Here is a 21,627-nt window from a genome sequence, read left to right as displayed (position 1 = left end):
GAGGACGAGATGCGCCGATTGCTGATGACCGCCCTTGTGGCGCTGGCCGCCATCGGGACGGGACAGGCCGCCGAGGTGACCGACGATACGGGGCGGCAGGTGCGGATCCCCGACGACCCGCAGCGCGTCGTGGCGCTGCACGAGCCGGTGCTGGCGGTGCCGCTGATCGAGCTGGGCGTGCCGGTCGTCGGAATCTACGGCCGGGGCGACGACGGCTCCAGCCTGACCGCGGTGGATTTCCTGCACGAGATGCTGGGAGGTTCCAAGGATGCCGACCCGATCCCCGGGATCGGCCCGGTGGGCAGCATCAACCTGGAAAAGCTGCGCGCGCTGCGGCCCGACCTGATCATCGGCACCGATTACGATGCCGGCAAGGCCAAGGCCCTGTCCCAGGCGGCGCCGGTCTATCTGCAGAACAGCAGCGCCGCAACCGCCCACGGCTTCAGCGTGCAGGAGGAGCTGGCGCGCGTCCTGCATCGCGAGGACCGCTTTCGCGAACTCAGGACCGCCTATCAGGCCCGGCTTGACGGATTGCGCGGCCGGTTTCCCGACCGCCTGCCCAAGGCGCCGGGGGAAAGGACCTATCTCATCGTCATGCTGACCGACCAGGCCAATGTCGTGGCCGGCATGTCCGGCGCGGTGCAGGCCCTCGAGGACCTGGGCTATCGCCGGGCCGAGATCGCCGGCGAGGGCTCGACCCGGCAGTCGCGCTCGATGCTGATCCTGCCCATCGGGGCCGAAAGCCTGGCCGGCCTGAACCCGGACCTGCTGCTGGTGATGACCAGCTTCGCCACCCCGGCGCGGGACGAGGCGGCCGCGCGCGCGGCGCTGGACCGGCTTTCGCCCGGCTGGGACCGTTTCATGGCCCCGGCGCGCGAGGGGCGGGTGGTGTTCCTGGATTCCGCCAGGGTCACCAGCCCTTCAGTCGCCAGCGCCATGCACACGCTCGACGCGGTCGAGGGCTGGCTGGCCGGGGGGCCGCGCTGACGGCGAGGGCGCCGGGGCCGACGACCGGCGGTCTGCGGCCGGCCGCTCTGCACGGCAGGCCCGCCAATGCGCCACCTGCTGGCGGATGAACCATTCCGCCACCTGCCCGAACAGGGGGCCGATGAAATCGGGGGCGAGGCCCGCCTCGGCGGCCCAGGCCGCGCGTTCGTCCAGCATCTGCCGCACCCGCTCCGGCGCGGGGATCGAGGCGATGTCGGGCTTGAAGTCCGCCGCGGCCAGCACATAGCGCAGCCGCAGCCCCAGCAGCCCGACGATGCGGGCGTCGATCATGTCGATGCCGCGCCGGACGTCGCCCAGCCCCGCCACCGCTTCCGGCGGGACCAGGTCCGGCGCCAGATCCTCGGGCGCCACGACGGCCGGGCTCATGCACTCTCCTCCTGCCGGGCGGCGACGGGATCGGGGAAATGCGCCTCGCGCAGTTGCTCGCGCAGCTGGCGCTTGTTGACCTTGCCGACGCCGGTTTGCGGAAAGCGATCCAGCACGATCACCTCGTCGGGGATCTTGAAGGCGGCAAGCCCGGCCTCGGCCAGATGGCGGCGCAACGCCCCCGGCCGGGGCGTGGTGCCCGGCGCGGCCAGCACGAAGGCGCAAAGCCTTTCGCCCATCAGCGCATCGGGCCGCCCCACCACCGCCGCATCCAGCACCGAGGCATGGGCGACCAGCAGATCCTCGACCTCGTCCACGCCGATCTTTTCGCCGCCCCGGTTCACCTGGTCCTTGGCCCGCCCCTCGACGGTGATCGCGCCGTCGGCGTCGCGCCGCGCGATGTCGCCCGAGCGATAGAAGCCGTCGGCGGTGAAGGCCTGGGCATTGTGCCCGGCCATGTCGTAATAGCCGCGGATCGTGTAGGGGCCGCGGACCTGCAGCTCGCCCGGCTCGCCGATGGCGGCCTCGCGCCCATCCGGGCGGATGATGCGCAGCTCGTCCCAGGGCGACATGGGCCGGCCCTGGGTGTTCACGATACGCTCCTCGCTGTCGGTCAGCGCGGTGAAGCAGACCAGCCCCTCGGCCATGCCGAAGACCTGCTGCAGCTGGCAACCCAGTTCCGGCCGGATGCGCCGGGCGCTGGACGGGTTCAGCTTGGCGCCGCCGACCTGCAGCAGTTGCAGCGACGACAGGTCCGCCCCCAGCCCGGCCTGCGCATCCAGCCACAGCAGCGCCAGCGGCGGCACCAGCGCGGTCATCGTGACGCGATGGCGGGCGATCAGGTCGAAGCAGATCCCGGCCTCGGGCTCGGGTGCGACGACCACCGTGCCCCCGGCCCACAGCGTGCCCAGGAAACCCGGGCAGGCCATCGGGAAGTTGTGCATCATCGGCAGCACGCACAGATAGCGCGTATCGCCGTCCAGCCCGCTGGCCGCCACCGCCATGCGGATGTTGTAGAGATATTCCATGTGCCGGCGCGGGATCAGCTTGGGCACGCCGGTCGTCCCGCCCGAGATCTGGAAACAGGCCACGTCCTCGGCATTGGGACCGGCCGGCAGCGGGAGATCGGGACGGAACAGGCTGTCGAAGGGCGTCGCGTCCCGGCCGTCGCCCAGCACCACCACATGCCGGACCGAGGGAACCTTGTCCTGCACCCGCCGGGCCAGCGCCACCATGTCATACCCCCCGGGCTCCTGCGCCGTCAGGATCGCGCGGGCGCCGGTGAAATCGGCAAACTGGCCAAGCTCAAGGTCGCGATGGCCGGGCAAGGCCAGCACCGGCACGACGCCCAGCCGGCAAAGCGCGAAGAACAGCGTGACGAACTCCCCGCAATTGGGGAATTGCACCACCACCCGGTCGCCGCGAACCAGTCCCAGCGCCGAAAGCCCGCCCGCCAATGCCAGCGCATCGCGGTGCAACCGATCGTAACCGATCTGCCGCGCACCGTCGATCAGGGCGATCCGCCGACCCAGCCGCCCGGCTTGCCGCGCCAGCAGGTCGAAGAATGTCTCGTATCGCCAGATCCCGGCCTCGCGGTAACGGTCAGCGACGTCCCGGGGCCAGAACGGGCAGCGGGCCTGCCAGTCCAGAGCGTGATCTGCCACAGCAATCTCCTTTCGCAATCCGCTGGCGAAGGGTGGGCAAATCTTCCTTGATAGGGAGGACCATGTCCGCTCCGCCGAAATCCCGACCGTGACGACTGGCGGAGGGCTGAACGCACGGTATCTTATCTTTTTTATCGGATTACTGTCGCACAACCACAGATGGGTGTAAAGTGATCCTGCGGCGCAGGTTGTGGCGCAGGGGTCACGCCCTGGATTCCCAGGCGCCGCCACCCCTTGCCCCAAGCCTTGTCAATCGGTTAACCCGGCGCTGTCGCTCGGCGGTTTCCCGCCGGCGGAACGGAATCGCAAATCGCAGCCAGCATTCGCCAGCCCGCAGTAGATCTGGATAGGGTTTGGAGATGAATGGACATAAAATCCCGGTGCTGCTTGGCACGGTCGCCATGCTGGCATTGGCCACGGCCCCCGCGCTGGCTCAGGACAATCAGGGCATGGCCGAGACGCTGCGGCTGGACGAAATCGTCCTGACCGGCGAAAAGCAGGCGCGCAGCATCAAGGATACCGCCTCTTCGGTGGCCGTCCTGACCACGCGCGACCTTGAGGAGAGCGGCGGGCAGGACAGCATCGCCGATGCGCCGACGGGCATCGCCAACGTGACCTATGTCGCCTCGGGCGGCCAAGGCGGCGCCCCCACCATTCGCGGGCAGGACAGCGAGGGTCCGAATTCCGGCGCGGTGGCCTTCTTCGGCGGCACGGCCCCGCGGCTGGCCTTCAATCTGGACGGGCATTATCTGGGCTACAACGAGATCGTCTGGGGCAGCCAGGCGCTTTGGGACGTCGAGTCGATCGAGGTCTTTCGCGGCCCGCAGACCGCGACCCAGGGCGCGAACTCGATCGCCGGGGCGATCATCGTCAAGACCAAGGATCCGACTTTCCAGCCCGAGGGCGCCGCGCAGCTGGAATATGGCAGCCACAGCCGCCGCCGCGCCAGCCTGATGGCCTCGGGGCCCTTGTCCGAGGATCTGGCCGGGCGCATCGCCGTCGACTACTGGGCGCGCGACAATTACATCGACTATACCAACCCGGATTTCGCCGTCGGCTCGACCGATCAGGACCATGAATCCCGCACCATCCGCGCCAAGCTGCTGTGGCAGCCGAAGGACCTGCCGGGATTCGAGGGCAAGCTGACCTTCTCGCACAGCCTGACCAACCGGCCGAACTGGGAAGCCGCGACCGAGCCCTATGAAGATCTGGAAAGCGCCACCGCATCGAATCCCAGCTGGCGGCTGCGCACGAACACCACCATCCTGGATGTCAGCTATGAATTCGGCAATGGCTGGACGCTGTTCAACCAGCTGCAATATTCCGACATCTGGATCAAACGCTCGACCGAGCCGGTCGACTCGGGCACAGCGATCCTGGATCAGGACGTGACCTCGAACGAGACGCGCGTAACCTTCGGGACGCCCGAGGACCGGATCAGCGGCGTAGCGGGACTGTTCGTCTCGCGCACCGATTCGGACGAGCTTCTGGATTACCGCGGCACCACCACCTATGACGACCGCAAGGACAGCCTGGGGATATTCGCCGAAACCACCTGGCGCCTTGCCGACCGCTGGAGCCTGACCGGCGGGCTGCGCTATCAGCGCGACGACATCACCCGGCGCGGCGTGTCGAGCTTTACCCCGAACGTGCTGGATTACGACGAAAGCTTCGACGCCTGGCTGCCCAGGATCGCGCTGGCCTATGACCTGGACGCATCGACCCGCATCGGCGCCATGATCAGCAAGGGCTACAACCCGGGCGGGGTGACGCTGAACCTGACCAGCGGGGAATACGTGCCCTTCGACGCGGAGACCTCGTGGAACTACGAGATCTTCGGCCGCACCCGGTTGCTGGACGACCGGCTGGAACTGACCGGCAACCTGTTCTACACCCAGCTCCATGATGCGCAGCGCTATGTCGTGACCAGCCTGCCCGAGAACATCGGCAGTTCGATCACCGTCAATGCCGAGCGCGCCAAGTCCTATGGCCTGGAACTGGGGATGGACTATCTGCTGCGCGACAATCTGCGGGTCAAGGCGGGGCTGGGCCTGTTGCATACCGAGATCAGCCGCTTCACCAGCGCGGCGGCGGATTACCAGGGCCATCGCTTCGGCCGGTCCCCGGACTATACGCTTTCGCTGGCGGCCGATTGGGACATCACCCCGGAATGGCGGCTCAGCGGCCAGCTGCGCCATACCGACGGCTATTATTCCGACGACAACGAGGACCGCGACACCTGGGTCGATTCCTATACCGTGGCCAATGCCCGGCTGACTTGGCAACCGCGCGAGAACCTGCAGGCCTTCGCCTATGTCAACAACCTGTTCGACGACCGCTCGGTGACCTATCTGCGGGCCAGCCGCTCGATCGGCGGCTTCGAGGCCACCGTGGTCGAGCCACGCGAGCTGGGTATCGGCCTGAAGATGACCTTCTGATGCGAACGAATGCCCCGACAAGGATCGGGGCATTCATCTTCTCTAAGAGCCTGCTGATCCATCGGGCCTGGACTGGCCGGTTCCGAATTGTACGACGCTCTACCACAAGCAGAAAATTTGCATGTACAAAACCGTATCGGCCTGCTTCAGGTCCGCTGCACCCGTTGTTGTGAGCGGTCTGACTTCCTCTCTTGGACAAAGTGTCGCAGGTCAATACAAAATCTTGACGGATACGGCGCCTTAATCCCTATATGTAGGCATCACGGTTCTTTCGGGTCGATCCGGCCCGAAAGCGAAGAGGGAAGCCGGTGCGCCTTTCGGAGCAAGGCCGGCGCTGCCCCCGCAACTGTAAGCAGCGAGCCTGCGCCGGATCACGCCACTGGTGCCGCACGGCATTGGGAAGGCCGGCAAGGGCCGCGACCTGCGAGCCAGGAGACCTGCCGTGACGATGACGATGAACCACGGGCGGGGTGTCCCGGCGGTGCGCCTGGCAATGCGGCCTTGTCGCCGCAGGGCTCCATGCGTCCTGGCCTGCCCCGCCCACAGCAGCACGGGGAACAGATGCGGCCATTCTTCACCACCAGACCTGCCGAGGCCGGCGTCGCCGTCCGCAGCACCGCAAGGGCGGCAGCAAGCCGCAGGCAAGGGAGGGCGCGTTGATGCCGGCGCCGCTTACGCCCCCGCCCGCCGCGCCGGCAAGGGATGTCGCCGTCGATGTCGCCTCGTCGGTCAACGAATACTTGGACCGTGCCGATTGGCGGGTGAATGCCAACGCCAACCAGGACTATTCGCTCGGCGGGCTGATCCTGAACGTCTCGGGCAAGGTGGTGGCCAACTACTGGCTGTCGCATGTCTATCCGCTTGCCGTGGGCGAGGCGCACCGCCGGGGCGACCTGCATATCCACGACCTCGACATGCTGGCCGGCTATTGCGCCGGCTGGTCGCTGCGCACCTTGCTGACCGAGGGCTTCAACGGCGTCCCCGGCAAGGTCGAGGCCGGGCCGCCGAAACGCCTGTCCAGCGCCATCGGCCAGATCGTGAACTTCCTGGGAACGCTGCAAAACGAATGGGCCGGCGCGCAGGCCTTCAGTTCCTTCGACACCTATATGGCCCCCTTCATCCGCAAGGATGGCTTGGGCTATGCCGAGGTGCGGCAGGCCATGCAGGAGCTGATCTTCAACCTCAACGTCCCCTCGCGCTGGGGCACGCAGACCCCGTTCACCAACCTGACCTTCGACTGGGTCTGCCCCGAGGATCTGCGCGACCAGGTGCCCGTGATCGGCGGTCAGCCAATGAATTTCACCTATGGCGCCTTGCAGGCCGAGATGGACATGATCAACCGCGCCTATATCGAGGTGATGACGCGCGGCGACGAAAAGGGCCGGGTCTTCACCTTTCCGATCCCGACCTACAACATCACGCCGGACTTTCCCTGGGACAGCGAGAACGCCAAGCTGCTGTTCGCGATGACGGCGAAATACGGCCTGCCCTATTTCCAGAACTTCCTGAACTCGGACCTCAAGCCGAACATGGTGCGGTCCATGTGCTGCCGGCTGCAACTGGACCTGACCGAGCTGCTGAAACGCGGCAACGGCCTGTTCGGCAGCGCCGAGCAGACCGGCTCGCTGGGCGTCGTCACCGTCAACTGCGCGCGGCTGGGCCATCTGCACAAGGGCAACGAGGCCGGGCTCCGGCGTCGCCTGGACGAATTGCTCGACCTGGGCCGCGACAGCCTGGAGATCAAGCGCCGGGTGATCCAGCGGCTGATGGACGACGGGCTGTTTCCCTATAGCCGGCGCTACCTGGGCACGCTGCGCAACCATTTTTCGACCCTGGGCGTGAACGGCATCAACGAGATGATCCGCAACTTCACCGACGATGCACATGACATCACCACGAGCTGGGGCCATGGCTTCGCGCTGCGGCTGCTCGACCATCTGCGGGCGCGCATCACCGCCTTCCAGGAACAGACCGGACATCTCTATAACTTGGAGGCGACGCCGGCAGAGGGCACCACCTATCGCTTCGCCAAGGAGGACCGCAAGCGTTTTCCCGGCATTCTCCAGGCCGGCACCGAACACGAGCCTTACTACACAAACTCGAGCCAGCTTCCGGTCGGCTTTACCGACGACCCGTTCGAGGCGCTGGAACGGCAAGAGGCGCTGCAGCGCAAATACACCGGCGGCACGGTCTTGCATCTCTACATGGGCACGCAGCTGTCCTCGGCCGAGGCCTGCCGCAAGCTGGTGCGCCGGGCACTGGAGAACTTCGGCCTGCCCTACATCACCGTCACGCCGACATTCTCGGTCTGCCCCAGGCATGGCCATATCGCGGGCGAACACGCGTTCTGCCCGCGCTGCGACGAAGAGCTTATCGCGAAAAAGCGGCAATCGGCCGCGCATTGAGAAAGGAAAAGACCATGTTCGACGACCGGAAAACCGGACCGGAAGAGATCCTGCTGGCGGATGAGGAACGCCAGCCCTGCGAGATCTGGACGCGGGTGATGGGCTATCACCGCCCGGTATCCTCGTTCAACCGCGGCAAGAAGGGCGAATTCCGCGAGCGGCTGTATTTCAGCGAGCGGCAGGCCGATCTTGGCTGAGATCCGCATCGGCGGCCTGCAGCGCCTCTCCAGCTGCGACTGGCCGGGCGAGCTGGTCGCCACCCTTTTCCTGCAGGGCTGTCCCTGGGACTGCCCCTATTGCCACAACCCGCATCTCATCCCGCCCGAGGCCGAGGGGGCGCTGGATTGGCAAGAGATCCTGGGCTTTCTGGCGGGACGGCGCAGCCTGCTCGACGGCGTGGTGTTCTCGGGCGGGGAACCGACGCTTCAGCGCGGCCTGCCCCAGGCGATGCGGGCGGTCCGGGACCTGGGGTTCAGGACCGGCCTGCATACGGCCGGCCCTTACCCGGCCCGGCTTGCGGCGGTGCTGCCGCTTTGCGACTGGGTCGGCTTCGACGTGAAGGCGCCGTTTTCCGGCTATCGGCGGGTGACGGGCGCGGCCGGCAGCGGCGACAGGGCCAGGGAAAGCCTGCGGCTGCTGCTGGCCAGCGGCACGGCCCATCAGGTGCGCACGACGGTCGATCCCGAACTGATCGACGAGGCGGCTCTGGCGCAGATGGGCGCGGAACTGGCGGCGCTGGGTGTCGCCGACCATGTCTTGCAGACCTGCCGCCACACCGGCGTGCGGCGGAGCCGACCCGTTCACCTGCGGGACTGAAGGTCCGGCCCCTTCCGCGCGGCCGGCATATCGCCGCGAAGCTGCTGGCGGATGGACCGGCGGAGCGGTAAGCGCTTGCGCCCTGCGCGGGCAGCACGCTGCGGGCGATGGATCGGTCCAGCGCCTCGAAGGCATTGAGCCCGATCGCGTCGTAAAGCTCGGCCCGGGGTCTGCATCTCGGGCAGCATGGCCGTCGTCGCGCCGTCGCGGGCCAGCGCGGCGTAAAGCCGCTCTTGCGCCTTGTTGGCCACCCGCAGCGACGAGACCGGCCAGATCACCATGTCATAGCCCAGCTCCTGGAACTCCTCGGCGGTCAGGGCGGGGGTGCGGCCAAACTCGGTCATGTTGGCCAGCAGCTTCACGCCGGGCAGGCGGGCGCGGACCTCGCGGAACATCTCGACCGAGGTCAGCCGCCCGGCGGGCAGGTCGTGCAGGCCTTGCACCGCGTCGAGGAAGCGGTGCTGCTCGGCGGTGGCGATGATGCCGTCCGACAGGGTCAGGAACTTCTGGACATAGTTTTCCCGCACGAAGGGGCGGGTGCCGTCGGGATGGGCGTCGGCCAGCGCCAGTTCGTCCTCGATCACCCGGCCGTCCCTGAGCGTGACCGCGACGCGGCCGCCGAACGCCTTTTCGCGCGGGTCGCGGGCGTGATAGCGCCGCGTCCATTCCGGGTCTTCGACGGTGGTGATCTTGTGCCACAGCGCCACGGTTTCGGGCCGGTTCGCGCGCTCGGGGGCATAGGAGCGTTCGTGGTGCCAGCCGCCATCCTCCAGCGCCACGGCAAAGATATACATGATGGAATGGTCCAGCGTCTCGCGCGAGGCCTTGGGGTCCAGCTTCTGCGGGTCGTTGGCGCCGGTGCCGATGACATGATGCGTATGGTGGCTGGTGTGGATCACGATTCTGTCCACCCGGGACAGGTCGCCGATCCTCGGCCCCAGCCGGCGGGCGAGATCGATCAGCGCCGCCAGCCCAAGGATCAGCCGCGACAGGCCCGGGGACCGTCGCCGGACAGGGACTGTCGCGGAAACGGTCATTCCCGCGCGCCACCGGCCTCGATGCCCGAGGGGATGCGGATCCCGGCATGGATCTGGTGGGCATCGACGATGATGATGCGCCGGTCCCGCACCGCCGACATCCTACTGGTGACCGGGTCGGCCTTCAGATATCGGCTGACGCAGTCCAACGTCCTGACTCAGGATCCCGACCCGCCGGCCAGCAACCCCTGGGCGCAGGTGCAGACCGGCGAGGTGCAGGTCCGCGGCTTCGAACTGGAAGGCAAGGCCAATCTGGCGGCCGGGTTCGATCTGGTCGCCTCCTACGCCTGGCAGGATTCCGAGATCACCCGGACCAACACCGCCGCGCAGCTGGGCAACCAGCTCCAGCTCGCGCCCGAGCATCAGGCGACGCTCTGGGCCCATTACACCGTCCAGAGCGGCGCGCTGGAGGGCCTGGGCATAGGCGGCGGCTTGCGTCATGTCGGGCGCTGCTTCGGCGACCTGAACAACCAGATCGAGCTGCCCTCCTTTACCCTGGTCGATGTGGCGTTGAGCTATGATTTCGGCAAACAGGATCCGTTGCTTGCGGGGGTGATGCTTCGGCTGAGCGCCAGCAACCTGTTCGACAAGCGCCATGTCACCTCCTGCGCCTCGCTGACCTCGGCCAACTGCTATTACGGCGAAGGACGCTCGGTGATCGCCACGCTCGACTATCGGTGGTGATCCGGGGGCCGGCAATATGGTGAGAATAGTTAGCCCGAGGAATTGCGCAGAAGGCTTGCAACTGTTTTTTGAGCCGCTGGGCTTGGGTGTCATAGGAAGCAGTTTATGCTGCACGGAGAACGAGAGGGTCTCATGACCAAAGGGCGCCACCGAATTTTCAGAAATCCTTGCGCTCATTTCTAATAGCCGGGCTTCCCTTGGGTATCCTGTGCTTCCAGTAGATGAGGATGTAGCAATTGCTGCGGCTGCAATACCCAGCCGTACGGAAATATGCACGTAATGCCCTTGCGAGCCTTGCCCCCGTTTGCTGCCAGGCCGGTTTACAGAAACACGGATGAAACAATGCAATCCTCTTGCTCAGAGGAAAGCTGTTGTACCCGCCGTTCGCAACTAAATGCCGCCGAGGCTCTCACGCCGGGATGGACAGCCTTGCGCCCGATCGGTGCGTGATCCACGATCCAAGGAACAGGCGATTACCGTTGAGGTTGGCTTGCGTCTTGCGTCTAGTCCCAGCCATTCGGCTGGAACGTGGGATTTTCAAATCCGCCTTGATCAAAGTCAAGGCATTCGGCTGCCGGATATGCTAGCGGATCGGCAAAGGATGCTCCCATCCCTTCCGTCCCAGCGGATCGCTAGGTTTTCCCCAAATCTCTGAATGCACCCCGAGCGGGCAGAGAGGAACGCCATGTCGATCTCGCGATCTCCGGGCCCAATGACCCTTGGCCTCGTTCTTGTCCTGACCGGCCCAGTTCCGGCCTTTGCCCAGGACCAGCCGTTGGTGCTGGACACCATCACCCTGACCGCAACCGCACTGCCCACCGAATTGCTGAAAAGCCCAGCCTCGATCACCGTGATCGACCACGAGAAGATCACGGCCAGCACCCCGGTCTCGGTGGCCGGGCTACTGCGCGACGTGCCCGGCGTCCAGATCTCCGAAGAAGGGATCGAGCGCATCTCGATCCGCGGCGAAAGCTCGCGTCGGGTCGCTATCCTGATCGACGGGCAGAAGCTGACCGATCACACGAACTACGGCCAGCCGGTGCTGATCGACCCCACCTCGATCGATCGGATCGAGATCGTGCGCGGCTCGTCCTCGGTGGTCTCGGGCAGCCAGGCCATCGGCGGCGTGATCAATATCATCACCAAGCGCGGCGCCGCCAAGCCGCTGGAGGTGACGACCGGCGCGGGCTGGATCTCGGCCACCGAGGGCTATCGGGCCTCGGCCAGTGCGGCGGGCACGGTCGCGGCTGGCGCGGGTGAGCTGGACTACCGGCTAACTGTGGGCCGCATAGACCAAGGCGACCGCCGGACGCCCGAAGGCGTGCTGGAGCAGTCCGACACGCAAGACCGGACCATCTCGGCCCATGTCGGCTATCGTCTCGGCGACCATTACTTCGGACTGAAGGCGCTGAACCATGATCTGGCGGCAAATGTGCATACGGGCGATCCGCTATTCGCCATCGAACTTCCCAAACGCGACCTGCGAAAACTCGGCCTGTTCTACGAAGGCACGGATCTGGCTCCTTGGCTGACCCGGCTGACTTTCGATCTTTACGGACAGACGGTCGACCGCGTGTTCCGCAACGAGGTAACGCAGTTCCCTGGTCCCATGCGCCTGAACGTCCTGTCGGATTCCCGCGACGAGCAGCTGACCTGGGGGGCGAACCTGCGCGCCGAGATGCAGTTCTCGACCAACAGCCGCACCGTCGTCGGCATCGAATACGAAGACGACCGGCTGAAGGCCGACAAGGTGACGGTCACCACGGTCAGCGGGCCGATGCTGCCCTTTCCCAGCGTCACCACGCGACTACGCTATGACGATGCCGCCATCCGCACCGTCTCGGTCTTCGGCCAGCACGAGGTCGACCTATCCAGGGATATGACGCTGACCCTGGGCGGGCGCTGGTACGATGTGAAAGCGACCCATGATGTCTCGCGAGAGAATGGCACCGATCTGCCACGCAGTTCCAACGACGACAGCCTTGCGCTGTTCTCGGCCGGGCTTGTCTGGTCGCCGGACGACGGCTTCGCGCTACGCGCCAATGTCTCGCAGGGCTACATCCATCCCTCCCTGAGCCAGTTGTTCCTGTCCACGACTGCGGGCGGCGCAGGCACGCTGATCGGAAACCCCGACCTGAAGCCCGAGCGCGCCACGACCTACGAACTGGGAGCGCGCTATGACCGGAACGCGCTGCTACTGGATGCCACGCTGTTCTACAGCGACGCCACCGATTACATCGCTTCGGTGGTGATCGACCCGAGCGATCCGCGAAATCCGGTCAGCCAGTATCGCAACATCGACGCCGCACGAACCTGGGGGATCGAGTTGCATGCCGAGCGCCGCTTTGAGGCGGCCGGCCTGACGCCCTATATCACCGCCAGCGCGATGCAGCGCGAATTCACCTATGCCAACGGCTACCAGACCCGCGATAGCGGCACGCCGGCACTGGCCGGGCGCATGGGGCTGCGCAAGGACTGGTCCCTGGGCAAGGTCGCCGGGATCTTCGACCTGTTCCTGCGCGGTGAAAGCAGGGTCGAAATGCGCGCCGATACGGGCGAAGTGGTGGATGGTACCGGCGGATTCGCGACGCTGAACCTGCACACCTCGGCCGATCTTGCTGACGGCCTTGCGCTGACCGTCGAACTGAACAACCTCACCAACCGCTCGTATCGAGCCTATGGGCAGATGGAGGGCGCCGAGCGCTCGTTCAACCTGTTCCTGACCAGAACCTTCTAGGGGCAAGCCATGCTGGAAACCGCGCTGCTGATGCTGACGCTTACCGCCGACGGCGATCTGCGGGTCACGCTGTCGCCCGCTGCGGACGCGGCCGAATGCGAAATCGACCGCGAAACGGTGGTAGGCATCCTTACCGATGCCGGGCAGCCGCCACTGGTCGCGCTTTGCGGGCAGACGGCTCTGCGCCTGACACCTTTCGTCCACGGCGCTGGACCGGCCGAAGAAACCCACCGCTACCGGGTCGAACTGCCCTCGGCCGGCGGATACGCCATCACGCCCCTCGCCGAGGGAGAGGCTTGCACGACGAAGGAGCATGCGGAGCCGGCGATCTATTGCACGCGTTCGGCGCAGGCGGTCCTGCCGGATGGCTAGGCCCGCCCTCGTCGCGGCGCCGACGCATCGGCGCGAAAAGCCTCCAGCCGCGCCTGGAAGTGCTCCACCAACAGCGGAAAGAGCGACGCTTGAAGACCTCTTTGCTGCGGAAAGCCCGCAACCGCTGGCCGACGCCTTTCCCGGAAAGCGCGCCGTCCATCCCTTCATCGGCATGGATCCGGTGCCCGAAGGAACTGTTCCTAGACACTGGGACGAAATTTACAGGAGCCCGCGAAGGAACCGTGGCGTCGCCTATATTCATGTTCCCTTCTGCGAGAACCACTGCCTGTTTTGCGGCTTCTACCAGAACCCGTGGTCCGCAAGCGTAGGGCCGCCCTATGTGGATGCGGTGATCGCACAGCTCGAGTCCTTCGCACGAAGCCCAGCACATGACGGCCCGCCGCTGCAGGCGGTCTATCTCGGCGGCGGTACGCCGACGGCGCTTGCCTCGCCCGACCTTGCGCGACTTGTCATGGCCATTCGCCGCTGTCTGCCGCTGGTACCCGATTGCGAGATCACCCTGGAGGGCCGCGTCCAGTCCTTCGACTGCGACAAGGCACTTGCCGCCTTCGATGCCGGCGTCAACCGCATCTCTGTCGGAGTCCAGAGCTTTTCGGAACGCATTCGCCGCCCCCTGGGACGGCGCGCGGGGACCGCGGGCGTCATTTCCTTGCTCGAGAGCCTCGTCGGCCTGGATCGCGGGGCCGTCGTCGTCGACCTGATCTATGGTCTGCCGCAGCAGAGCCCCGAGGACGTGGCCGGGGATGTCCGGCTTTGCGCACAACTGGGGCTTGACGGCCTGGATCTCTACTCGCTGAGTCTGATTGCGGGCACGCCCCTGCTGAGCGCGATCGAGAAGGGAAAGCTGCATCCGGCGGCCGGCTCCAGCCTGGGGACGTATTTCGCCGCCGGCGAGGAGGCAGCGATGGCCGAGGGCTGGTCCGCCATCTCGACCACCCACTGGCAGGGTAGCCTGCGCGAGCGCAACGTCTACAATCTCGCGGTCAAGACAGGGGCCGATTGCCTGCCCTTCGGCGCCGGGGCGGGAGGCTTCCTGGGTGGGTTCAACTATCGCATCACGGCAGACCTGCGCGATTTTGCCGCCCGTGCAGGATCCGGCACCTGCCTGACCGCGGCCATGATGCGCGCCACTCCCACCGCCCCGATCCACAATGCGCTGAAATCCGGTATGGAGCGGGGACGCCTCGACACAGTCGCCGTAGACGCCGCGCTGGCAAGGGTCTGCGGATCGGAAGCCGCCAGCTTCTCGACCCATGCCGCCCCCCTGCTGGCGCAATGGAGCCGCGCTGGTCTTCTGGAGCCCTACCATCGCTTCCACCGCCTGACCCGGGCCGGCCGTTTCTGGCAAGTAGCCATGACCGGGCGGCTCATCACCTGGCTGCGCCAGCATCCTGACCTTGGAGACCGACATGGCAGACCTGACAGTTGACCCCATTCGCGCCGCGTTGGCCGAAACGCCCCATGCTGCACTCGAGGATATCGCCCGCAAGGCTGCCACTACACCGTTGGCCGTTCTGGACGCCCTGCCCGAAGGCGAGGTTGTCTCTCTGCCGGGCACCACACTGCCCGAGGTGCTGAAGGATATAGCCCGCTGGGGTGAGATCACCCTGATCGTCCACACCCCGACTGTGATCCTGGAAGTAAAGGCCCCGCTCGGCCACAGTGAAATCGGCAATGGCATGCTTAACCTTCACGGAAAGCCGATCGGGGGACATATCAAATATGAAGCCTGCGCTCGTGTGGCTTTTGTACGTCGAAAGCTATTCGGCATCGAAACACGTTCAGTACAATTCTACGCCAAGGACGGCCTCTGTATGTTTAAGATCTATTTGGGTCGCGACGAGGGCCGACAATTGAAGGCAGAGCAGATCAGCGCCTTCGACGCGCTTGAAGCGCGCCTCATATCTGCTTGAACCCGTGACGGCGAAGACTCTCGTAAGTTTTGGGACCGTCACGCTTTAATCGGCTCGCCTGTCTGCGTGTCAACTCACTGACCAGAGTTCCGCGAGCTGATGTCAAGCGCAAGGAGAAGTCAAATGAAGAAGTATATAAATAATGGCCATTTGAGACCGCCCCGATTACACAGGCGAGTAATCCACCTCAAATCGCCTCAATTAAACGTATCCCCCGCAAAGCCCCACACTATTGTTTTGCGACGAATGCCCGTTATATAAACAACACTACACTCAAAAATCTGGGAAACAAAGCTTACACTAGAAGGGAAGTCAGTCTCGATAAAATTTGATCTTCAACAGCTCAATAATTGACCCAGCCCAATGCTGTCAGTATCTTAATATAAACATATCCAACGGCGGGCCGGCGGAGTTTTTAATTATGGCCAACCGATATGAAAAATGGACCGACGACCAGCGAAAAAATCGGATAATGGAATTGCGCCACCTCCGCTATGTCATCGCAGCGGTGGAGCATGGCAGCTTCAGCGCGGCGGCGGGTGAACTCGGCGTGCGGGAATCCGCGATCAGCCGGCGCATCCGCGATCTCGAGGACGAGACCGGCGCAGCGCTCTTCATCCGCCACAAGCGCGGTGTGACATTGACCGATGCAGGGAGGAGGTTCCTGACGCATGCCCGGCGGGCGCTCAACGAGGTCGACCTGGCCGTCAAGGATGTCGGCGCGGCCGGCCGGGTCGAGCATGGCGTATTGCGGATCGGCATCTTCGCCTCGCTGGCCTCGGGCTTCCTCGCCGATCTGCTGCGCCGCTACAACGACGATCATCCCGGTGTGCGATGCGTGATCGTGGAAGGCAACCCGAGCGATCACATCGCCGCCGTGCGCCAGCATTGCATGGACGTGGCCTTCCTGACCGGCACACCCGAAGCGGCGGAATGCGATGTCGAGGTCTTCTGGCAGGAGCGGGTGTTCGTGGCGCTTCCGAAGGACGACGATCTGACGGTCCGAAAGCGGATCGCCTGGTCCGAATTGCGTGACCGGCATTTCGTCGTCAGCGAGGCCGGTCCGGGACCGGAGATCCACGACTATCTGGTCCGGTATCTGTCGGAACTGGGTCATCACCCCAGTGTCGAGCGCTGCCCAGTCTCCCGTGACACGCTGATGCAACTGGTCGCCCTGGGCAACGGGTTGACGCTCACCAGCGAAGCGACAACCGGCGCGACTTTTCCCGGCGTCGTCTTCCGGCCGCTCGCAACGGAGCCCCTGCCCTTCTGCGCGGTCTGGTCGCCACGCAACGACAATCCGGCCCTGCGCCGCTTGCTCAGCCTGACGCGGACCCTGTCGGCGCAAGACAGCAAGGCACGATGAGTCAGTCACCAGGTCGACGTCCAGCACTGACGCCCCGTTTTGCCTTAGCGAACCCGCGATCCGAGGCCAGAAACCGCTCCAGCATCGGCACGAGCAGTTTCTGCGGCGGGACCGCGGCACGCGTTCCGCCCGAGCCTGTGCGGCCCAGCAACTCGCCGTAAAGCACCAGATCCCTGTGCAGGCTGGCGGGCAGTTCGACGGTCAGCTTCACGGGCGTATCATCCGCGATTGGTCCCAGCTTCAGCTTCGTCATGGTGTCATCCTCCCGCATTCTCGAACACCAAATCTCGCCCCACAAGAATCCTGACCGGGAAGCCCGGCCGGATGGTCAACGTCGGGGCGACCTGCAGCTGGCGCTGGACGATCTTCTGGCCGGTCTGATTGACGGTGTCCTGGGCGCCGTCGCGGATGGCGCGGATCAACCGGTCCTCCTCGTCGCCGGCGGCGAGTTCGGTGCCCACCGCCAGCAGGGTCGAGAGACCGGCGGCCTTCATCAACTCTCCCCAGTGATAATCGACCCCGTCCTCGAGTCCGGCGTAACCGGCGGCATCGGCGCCCGGCAGGCGCTCCAGCACCAGCGAGCGGCCGTCGGGAAAGATCAGCCGGTTCCAGACCAGCAGCACGCGGCGCTGGCCGAAACGGACGCCATCGTCGTATTCGCCGATGATGCGGGTGCCCTGCGGGATCAGCAGGAACGAGCCGGTCGGGCTGTCGTAGACGGGTTGGGTGACCTGGGCGATGATCTGGCCGGGCAGGTCGGAGCGGATGCCGGTGATCAGCGCCGCCGGGATCACCGAGCCGGCCTGCAGGACGTAGGGCGAGGCCGGGGCTTCGACGCGATCCGGGGCAACGGTGATGCGATCTGCGGCGCCGCCCAGGAACGCCGCATGCGGATCCTGCGTGGCTGCGGCGCCGGGCTGTCCCATGGTACCAAGCGCGCCTGGGGTCTGACCGGCTGGCCCTGCGCCCATGTCCGACCCGCCCGCAGGCCGTGGCCCACCCTGAAAGAACACGCCGCTGAGCCGTGCGGCCTCCTCCTCGGCCAGCCGTTGCTGCTCGGCCGCGTCCATGGCGGGTGCGGCCTCGAGCGGCGCGGAGATGTCCGCTGCAGGCACCGGCGCACCGCGGTTGCGGGCATCAAGGATCGGCTTGCCGAGATCGCCGGGCAGCGCCGGGCCGAGGGCGGGGCCGCTATAATCATGCGGCAGTTCCGCCAGCCCGTCGGCAGTGGCGCGGTTTTCGGTGGAGAACAGCTCCTCGCCGCCACGTTCCACATCTTTACTCTGCAGGGCGAAGATCAGCGCCGCACCGATGCCGAGCGCGGCAATGGCAGCCATCCCCGCCAGCACCTTGCGCGACAGCCGGGTGACGCGCGGCGGTTCGGCGCGCAGCCGCATCGGCGCGGCAGAGGTGTTCCTGTCGCTCATCAGGACGAGCCTTTCGTCGGTGCGCGGGTCGGTTGGGCGACCGCCCGTGTCTGTTCCATACGGATAATCCGCACCACCTGTTGGCGCTTGCCGGACCCGAGGCGCAGTTCGGCCACGCCGAAGAGCCGGTCCACGATCAGCACGTTGCCGTGGACGCGGCTGTTGACGATCTCGGGCGCACCGTCCGGGCCGATGACGAAGAGCGGCGGCATCTCGCCCTGCGCGATGCCGGGCGGAAAGACCACATGGACCCGGCGACCGTCGTCGAAGACCGAGACCGGCCGCCAGGGCGGGCTCGCGCCTTGGACCTGCAAGCCGTAGCGATGGTTGCGCGCCGATTTCCCAGGGATTACCGGTGCTGCAGGAGGCGCCTGTCGCTGCACCGCTGCCGAAGACGACGCGCTTTCCGGATAGTGCCAAGACACCGCCGGCATCCAGGTTTCTTCGTCGGCGCGCAGTTCCAGCATATAGCGGCGCCGGTCGGTGGCGATCACCAGATTGGTGCTGATCTCGGGCCGGGTCGGCTTGACCAGCACATGTACGCGGCGCGACGCGCCGCTGCCGCTCTCGGTCTCGCCGATGATCCAGCGGGCGGTGTCGCCGGCGGCGATGGGTCCGGTGCCGGTCAGGCGCTCGCCCGGCTCCAGCGCGATATCGGTGACCTGTCCGGGCGCGGCATAGACCTGATAGAGCGCGCCCTCAGACCAAGGATAAACCTGGATGGCATTATAGTAGCCCTCGCGGCGCGGCTCGACCCGCGCGGCGAGATTGGCGTTCGTCACCCGGCTTTCCGGGTTTTCCGCCGCGTTGCCGCCCTTTGCCGGGGTCCAGCCCGGCGGCACATGCAGCGGTTTCGGAGCTGGTTCTGCAACGGCGGCAGGAGGCGATGGCAGGGGCGGCACGGTGTCGTCATAGCTGAATTGAGGAGTCTTGCTGGTGGCGCAGCCCGCCAGCGCGGTGGCCGACAGCAGGACCACGGCCAGTACGGATCGGGGCAAGCTTCTCGCCCGGGCGCCGATCATTCCTTCGGTGAGAACAATTGTCATTAGCTCAACTCCCGCGACCATGAGATCGCATTGACATAGATGCCGAGCGGATTGGCGCGCAGGACCTCGGCGGTGCGGGGCGTCTGGATCACCACGGTCAGGATCGCGGTCCAGCGCTCGGTGGATGACAGCTGGCCGTTCTCATAGCGTTTCTCGGTCCAGGCGACCCGGAAGCTGTCGGGCGAGGCGCGGATGACCGAGGAGACCTCGACCGAGACCTGCCGCCCGCCCAGTTTCGAGAAGGGATCGTTACCGCGGGCATGGTCGTTCAGCGCCGCGGCGCCGCGATCGGTGGTCCAGTCATAGGCGCGGAGCCAGTTCTGCCGCAGGATCACCGGATCGGCAGGAATCGAACGGACCTGCTCGATGAAGCGGCCGAGATGCCAGGCGATCTGCGGATCGGTGGGGCGATAGTCGGCCGCGGCAGGCGCGACGGCCTGGGCCTGGCCGAGATCGTCGACCTGCACCACCCATGGCACGACGGTGCCGCGCGCCGATTGCCAGACCAGGACGCCGGCGAAACCGGCGGCGAGGATCAGGCAGGCGAAGGCCATCAGCCGCCAGTTCCGCGCCTGCACCCGGGCGGAGCCGATGCGCTCGTCCCAGACTTGCGCGGCCTTCTGGTAGGGCGTGACCGGTTCCGGCGTCTTGCCGTAATGCGTGGTCGGACGTCTGAACAGGTTCATGGCTTGTCGCTTTCGGAAAGGGAGACGGATGTCCCGGGACCATGGCTGTCGCCCGAGCGCACGGCATGGGCGGCAACGGTCGCGCCCCGGCCAAGGGACTGCCCGCGCATGCGCTGCGCCCAGGCGGGCGCATTGCCGCCGGCACTGGTGTTTGCGCCACCCGCATCAGCGGCGGGGCCACCGAGCGTGCCCTGCGTGGTCGATCCCCCGGTGCTGGTGAAACCGGCCTTCACGCCGGCTTCGCGCTTGGCCTTGAGACTGGCCGCCGCCCGACGCAGCGGGGTCATGGCAGCGATGCCCGCGCCCTTGCCGACGCCGGCGGCACCGGAGAGGGCGCCGTCGATCCCGGATTGTCCGGCCGAGTTCAGGGTATAGGCGGCGGAGGCGGCGCCCGCCGTGGCGGCCCCGCCGCGCGCGGTCGCGGCGATGCCCTTCGCGCCGAGCACCGTGGCGCCACCGGCGGCCATGGCCGCCCCGCCCACGGCCAGTCCTGTCCCCGCGACCGCCCCGGCGCCAAGCTGCGGACCGCCGGAGACCAGGCCGGTCGCGATGCCGGGGCCGAAGATGCCGAGGCCCAAGAGGGACAGCGCCGCCAGCACGATGGCCATGGCGTCGTCCACGGTCGGGGCGACGCCGCCGAAGCCGCTGGTGAACGCACCAAACAGCGTCGAGCCGATGCCGATGATCACCGCCAACACCAGAACCTTGATGCCCGACGAGACGACATTGCCCAGCACGCGCTCGGCCATGAAGGCGGTCTTGCCGAAGAGGCCGAAGGGGATCAGCACGAAGCCCGCCAGCGTGGTGAGCTTAAATTCGATCAGGGTGACGAAGAGCTGCACGGCGAGGATGAAGAAGGCGAGGATGACCAGCGCCCAGGCGAAGAACAGACAGAGGATCTGGAGGAGGTTCTCGAAGACCGCGACCCAGCCCATCAGGTCGGAGATCGATTCCAGCAGCGGCCGGCCGGCATCGAGCCCGGTCTGGGCGACGCGGCCGGGGCGCATGAGATCGCCGGCGGTGAAGCCGGTGCCGGAGGCCATCAGCCCGAGCCCGGCGAACGACTCAAAAACGATGCGGGCGAGGCTGTTCCAGTTGGTGATCAGCCAGGCGAAGACGCCGACGAAGATGGTCTTCTTGACCAGGCGCGCCAGAATGTCGTCCTCGGCGCCCCAGGCCCAGAACAGCGCGGCCAGGGTCACGTCGATGACGATCAGCGTGGTGGCGATGAAGGCGACCTCGCCGCCCAGCAGGCCGAAGCCGGAGTCGATATAGCTGGTGAAGACCGCCAGGAAATGGTCGATGACCCCAGACCCGCCCATGGATGATCACTCCGCTTCAGGGGAGACGGCAGGGCGGGATGGCTCGGGGCTGGGACTGCGCCCGAGGAAGCGATCGCGGGTTTCGGCCCAGATGTGTAGGCAGTCGGCATCGTCCGCCGCCGCTTCGCCCAACCGCTGGCAGCGGCGCTGGCCCTCGCGCAGCGGATCTTCCGGCTGCGACTGGCTCTGCTGCCCGGGAAGCGGCGGCAGATCGCCGGTCCGTTCCATCCGGATCAGGGTGACGGTCATGACGATCGCCAGGAACAGGATGGCAATGAGCCGGGCCATCGCCTTGCCTCCCATGATTGCGCCTCCTCGG

Annotated in this window: 20 protein-coding genes and 1 riboswitch; of the genes, 11 read left to right on the top strand and 9 right to left on the bottom strand. The window is 66.2% G+C overall.

Going from position 1 to position 21,627, the window contains the following annotated elements; genetic code table 11:
* The first annotated feature begins 9 nt into the window (after window positions 1-9).
* Window positions 10-987, top strand: coding sequence for an ABC transporter substrate-binding protein (locus E3U25_RS24525; protein WP_072462917.1), 978 nt, complete (start codon window positions 10-12; stop codon window positions 985-987).
* Here the strand turns inward: E3U25_RS24525 and E3U25_RS24520 are convergent.
* Together E3U25_RS24520 and E3U25_RS24515 are read right to left on the bottom strand one after the other, a co-directional pair.
* The gene (locus tag E3U25_RS24520; protein ID WP_072462918.1) at window positions 922-1,374 is read right to left on the bottom strand and encodes a chorismate mutase; all 453 of its coding nucleotides are present in this window, start codon (window positions 1,372-1,374) and stop codon (window positions 922-924) included. The genes E3U25_RS24525 and E3U25_RS24520 overlap by 66 nt on opposite strands.
* Entirely contained in the window at window positions 1,371-3,038 is a 1,668-nt protein-coding gene (locus E3U25_RS24515; RefSeq protein ID WP_072462919.1) for a (2,3-dihydroxybenzoyl)adenylate synthase, read from the bottom strand. The genes E3U25_RS24520 and E3U25_RS24515 overlap by 4 nt, the downstream gene beginning before the upstream one ends.
* 359 nt (window positions 3,039-3,397) lie before the next feature.
* Here E3U25_RS24515 and E3U25_RS24510 point away from each other — a divergent pair, with 359 nt between their 5' ends.
* The 4 genes from E3U25_RS24510 to E3U25_RS24495 all read left to right on the top strand — a co-directional run bounded on the left by E3U25_RS24510 (window position 3,398) and on the right by E3U25_RS24495 (window position 8,697).
* A complete protein-coding gene (locus E3U25_RS24510; RefSeq protein ID WP_072462920.1) occupies window positions 3,398-5,476 on the top strand; it encodes a TonB-dependent receptor in 2,079 nt (692 codons plus the stop codon).
* Between the two features lie 246 nt (window positions 5,477-5,722).
* Window positions 5,723-5,935: riboswitch (cobalamin riboswitch) on the top strand.
* A 200-nt stretch (window positions 5,936-6,135) separates the two neighbouring features.
* The gene (locus tag E3U25_RS24505) at window positions 6,136-7,881 is read left to right on the top strand and encodes a ribonucleoside triphosphate reductase (RefSeq protein ID WP_104494137.1); all 1,746 of its coding nucleotides are present in this window, start codon (window positions 6,136-6,138) and stop codon (window positions 7,879-7,881) included.
* A 14-nt stretch (window positions 7,882-7,895) separates the two neighbouring features.
* Window positions 7,896-8,078 carry an anaerobic ribonucleoside-triphosphate reductase gene (gene nrdD, locus E3U25_RS24500; RefSeq protein ID WP_072462921.1) on the top strand — a complete coding sequence of 61 codons (183 nt, stop codon included), beginning with the start codon at window positions 7,896-7,898 and terminating at the stop codon, window positions 8,076-8,078.
* Window positions 8,071-8,697 carry an anaerobic ribonucleoside-triphosphate reductase activating protein gene (locus E3U25_RS24495; protein WP_072462922.1) on the top strand — a complete coding sequence of 209 codons (627 nt, stop codon included), beginning with the start codon at window positions 8,071-8,073 and terminating at the stop codon, window positions 8,695-8,697. Before nrdD ends, E3U25_RS24495 begins: the two co-directional genes overlap by 8 nt.
* Here the strand turns inward: E3U25_RS24495 and E3U25_RS25095 are convergent.
* Window positions 8,682-9,734: a hypothetical protein gene (locus tag E3U25_RS25095; protein ID WP_231000293.1), complete on the bottom strand. Its 1,053-nt coding sequence runs from the start codon at window positions 9,732-9,734 to the stop codon at window positions 8,682-8,684. The two genes, E3U25_RS24495 and E3U25_RS25095, sit on opposite strands and share 16 nt — an antisense overlap.
* Before the next feature lie 75 nt (window positions 9,735-9,809).
* Between E3U25_RS25095 and E3U25_RS24480 the strand changes: the two genes are divergently transcribed.
* The 6 genes from E3U25_RS24480 (at window position 9,810) to E3U25_RS24455 (ending at window position 16,827) form a co-directional block, all read left to right on the top strand.
* Window positions 9,810-10,418, top strand: a complete 609-nt coding sequence (locus E3U25_RS24480; RefSeq protein WP_166435569.1) for a TonB-dependent siderophore receptor — start codon at window positions 9,810-9,812, stop codon at window positions 10,416-10,418.
* Window positions 10,419-11,103: 685 nt separating this feature from the next.
* Window positions 11,104-13,155 carry a TonB-dependent receptor gene (locus E3U25_RS24475; protein ID WP_166435568.1) on the top strand — a complete coding sequence of 684 codons (2,052 nt, stop codon included), beginning with the start codon at window positions 11,104-11,106 and terminating at the stop codon, window positions 13,153-13,155.
* A 9-nt stretch (window positions 13,156-13,164) separates the two neighbouring features.
* Window positions 13,165-13,527, top strand: a complete 363-nt coding sequence (locus E3U25_RS24470) for a hypothetical protein (protein WP_072462925.1) — start codon at window positions 13,165-13,167, stop codon at window positions 13,525-13,527.
* Window positions 13,520-14,977, top strand: a complete 1,458-nt coding sequence (gene hutW, locus E3U25_RS24465) for a heme anaerobic degradation radical SAM methyltransferase ChuW/HutW (protein ID WP_208861624.1) — start codon at window positions 13,520-13,522, stop codon at window positions 14,975-14,977. Before E3U25_RS24470 ends, hutW begins: the two co-directional genes overlap by 8 nt.
* On the top strand, window positions 14,958-15,461 hold the full coding sequence (hutX, locus tag E3U25_RS24460; protein WP_072462926.1) for a heme utilization cystosolic carrier protein HutX: 504 nt from the start codon (window positions 14,958-14,960) through the stop codon (window positions 15,459-15,461). The genes hutW and hutX overlap by 20 nt, the downstream gene beginning before the upstream one ends.
* A 328-nt stretch (window positions 15,462-15,789) precedes the next feature.
* Entirely contained in the window at window positions 15,790-16,827 is a 1,038-nt protein-coding gene (locus E3U25_RS24455; protein ID WP_244295261.1) for a LysR family transcriptional regulator, read from the top strand.
* 1 nt (window position 16,828) lies between these two features.
* Here the strand turns inward: E3U25_RS24455 and E3U25_RS24450 are convergent, their stop codons facing one another.
* From E3U25_RS24450 to trbK-alt, 6 genes are read right to left on the bottom strand one after another with little or no spacing between them, the layout of a single operon-like run.
* Window positions 16,829-17,080 (bottom strand): DUF2274 domain-containing protein, encoded by a 252-nt coding sequence (locus tag E3U25_RS24450; protein WP_072462955.1) that lies wholly within the window; start codon window positions 17,078-17,080, stop codon window positions 16,829-16,831.
* Between the two features lie 4 nt (window positions 17,081-17,084).
* Window positions 17,085-18,254, bottom strand: a complete 1,170-nt coding sequence (locus E3U25_RS24445) for a TraB/TrbI/VirB10 family type IV secretion system protein (protein ID WP_072462928.1) — start codon at window positions 18,252-18,254, stop codon at window positions 17,085-17,087.
* Window positions 18,254-19,276: a P-type conjugative transfer protein TrbG gene (gene trbG, locus E3U25_RS24440; protein ID WP_072462929.1), complete on the bottom strand. Its 1,023-nt coding sequence runs from the start codon at window positions 19,274-19,276 to the stop codon at window positions 18,254-18,256. Before trbG ends, E3U25_RS24445 begins: the two co-directional genes overlap by 1 nt.
* 23 nt (window positions 19,277-19,299) lie before the next feature.
* Window positions 19,300-19,986: a conjugal transfer protein TrbF gene (gene trbF / locus E3U25_RS24435; RefSeq protein ID WP_072462930.1), complete on the bottom strand. Its 687-nt coding sequence runs from the start codon at window positions 19,984-19,986 to the stop codon at window positions 19,300-19,302.
* On the bottom strand, window positions 19,983-21,308 hold the full coding sequence (gene trbL / locus E3U25_RS24430; protein ID WP_072462931.1) for a P-type conjugative transfer protein TrbL: 1,326 nt from the start codon (window positions 21,306-21,308) through the stop codon (window positions 19,983-19,985). The genes trbF and trbL overlap by 4 nt, the downstream gene beginning before the upstream one ends.
* Before the next feature lie 6 nt (window positions 21,309-21,314).
* Window positions 21,315-21,611 (bottom strand): putative entry exclusion protein TrbK-alt, encoded by a 297-nt coding sequence (gene trbK-alt / locus E3U25_RS24425; RefSeq protein ID WP_072462932.1) that lies wholly within the window; start codon window positions 21,609-21,611, stop codon window positions 21,315-21,317.
* Window positions 21,612-21,627 lie beyond the last annotated feature (16 nt).

The sequence above is a fragment of the Paracoccus versutus genome, from assembly GCF_029909795.1.
GTDB lineage: Bacteria > Pseudomonadota > Alphaproteobacteria > Rhodobacterales > Rhodobacteraceae > Paracoccus > Paracoccus versutus.
The sequence above is the reverse complement of the archived record's forward strand: the minus strand, read 5'-3'. Positions and strand labels throughout refer to the sequence as shown.

Bases quoted from the DNA above. Each gene is read 5' to 3' on its own strand.
- E3U25_RS24525 (WP_072462917.1), top strand. From the start codon at position 10: ATGCGCCGATTGCTGATGACCGCCCTTGTGGCGCTGGCCGCCATCGGG.
- E3U25_RS24520 (WP_072462918.1), bottom strand. From the start codon at position 1,374: ATGAGCCCGGCCGTCGTGGCGCCCGAGGATCTGGCGCCGGACCTGGTC.
- E3U25_RS24510 (WP_072462920.1), top strand. From the start codon at position 3,398: ATGAATGGACATAAAATCCCGGTGCTGCTTGGCACGGTCGCCATGCTG.
- E3U25_RS24505 (WP_104494137.1), top strand. From the start codon at position 6,136: ATGCCGGCGCCGCTTACGCCCCCGCCCGCCGCGCCGGCAAGGGATGTC.
- nrdD (WP_072462921.1), top strand. From the start codon at position 7,896: ATGTTCGACGACCGGAAAACCGGACCGGAAGAGATCCTGCTGGCGGAT.
- E3U25_RS25095 (WP_231000293.1), bottom strand. From the start codon at position 9,734: ATGACCGTTTCCGCGACAGTCCCTGTCCGGCGACGGTCCCCGGGCCTG.
- E3U25_RS24480 (WP_166435569.1), top strand. From the start codon at position 9,810: ATGCGCCGGTCCCGCACCGCCGACATCCTACTGGTGACCGGGTCGGCC.
- E3U25_RS24475 (WP_166435568.1), top strand. From the start codon at position 11,104: ATGTCGATCTCGCGATCTCCGGGCCCAATGACCCTTGGCCTCGTTCTT.
- E3U25_RS24470 (WP_072462925.1), top strand. From the start codon at position 13,165: ATGCTGGAAACCGCGCTGCTGATGCTGACGCTTACCGCCGACGGCGAT.
- hutW (WP_208861624.1), top strand. From the start codon at position 13,520: ATGGCTAGGCCCGCCCTCGTCGCGGCGCCGACGCATCGGCGCGAAAAG.
- hutX (WP_072462926.1), top strand. From the start codon at position 14,958: ATGGCAGACCTGACAGTTGACCCCATTCGCGCCGCGTTGGCCGAAACG.
- E3U25_RS24450 (WP_072462955.1), bottom strand. From the start codon at position 17,080: ATGACGAAGCTGAAGCTGGGACCAATCGCGGATGATACGCCCGTGAAG.
- E3U25_RS24445 (WP_072462928.1), bottom strand. From the start codon at position 18,254: ATGAGCGACAGGAACACCTCTGCCGCGCCGATGCGGCTGCGCGCCGAA.
- trbG (WP_072462929.1), bottom strand. From the start codon at position 19,276: ATGATCGGCGCCCGGGCGAGAAGCTTGCCCCGATCCGTACTGGCCGTG.
- trbF (WP_072462930.1), bottom strand. From the start codon at position 19,986: ATGAACCTGTTCAGACGTCCGACCACGCATTACGGCAAGACGCCGGAA.
- trbL (WP_072462931.1), bottom strand. From the start codon at position 21,308: ATGGGCGGGTCTGGGGTCATCGACCATTTCCTGGCGGTCTTCACCAGC.
- trbK-alt (WP_072462932.1), bottom strand. From the start codon at position 21,611: ATGGGAGGCAAGGCGATGGCCCGGCTCATTGCCATCCTGTTCCTGGCG.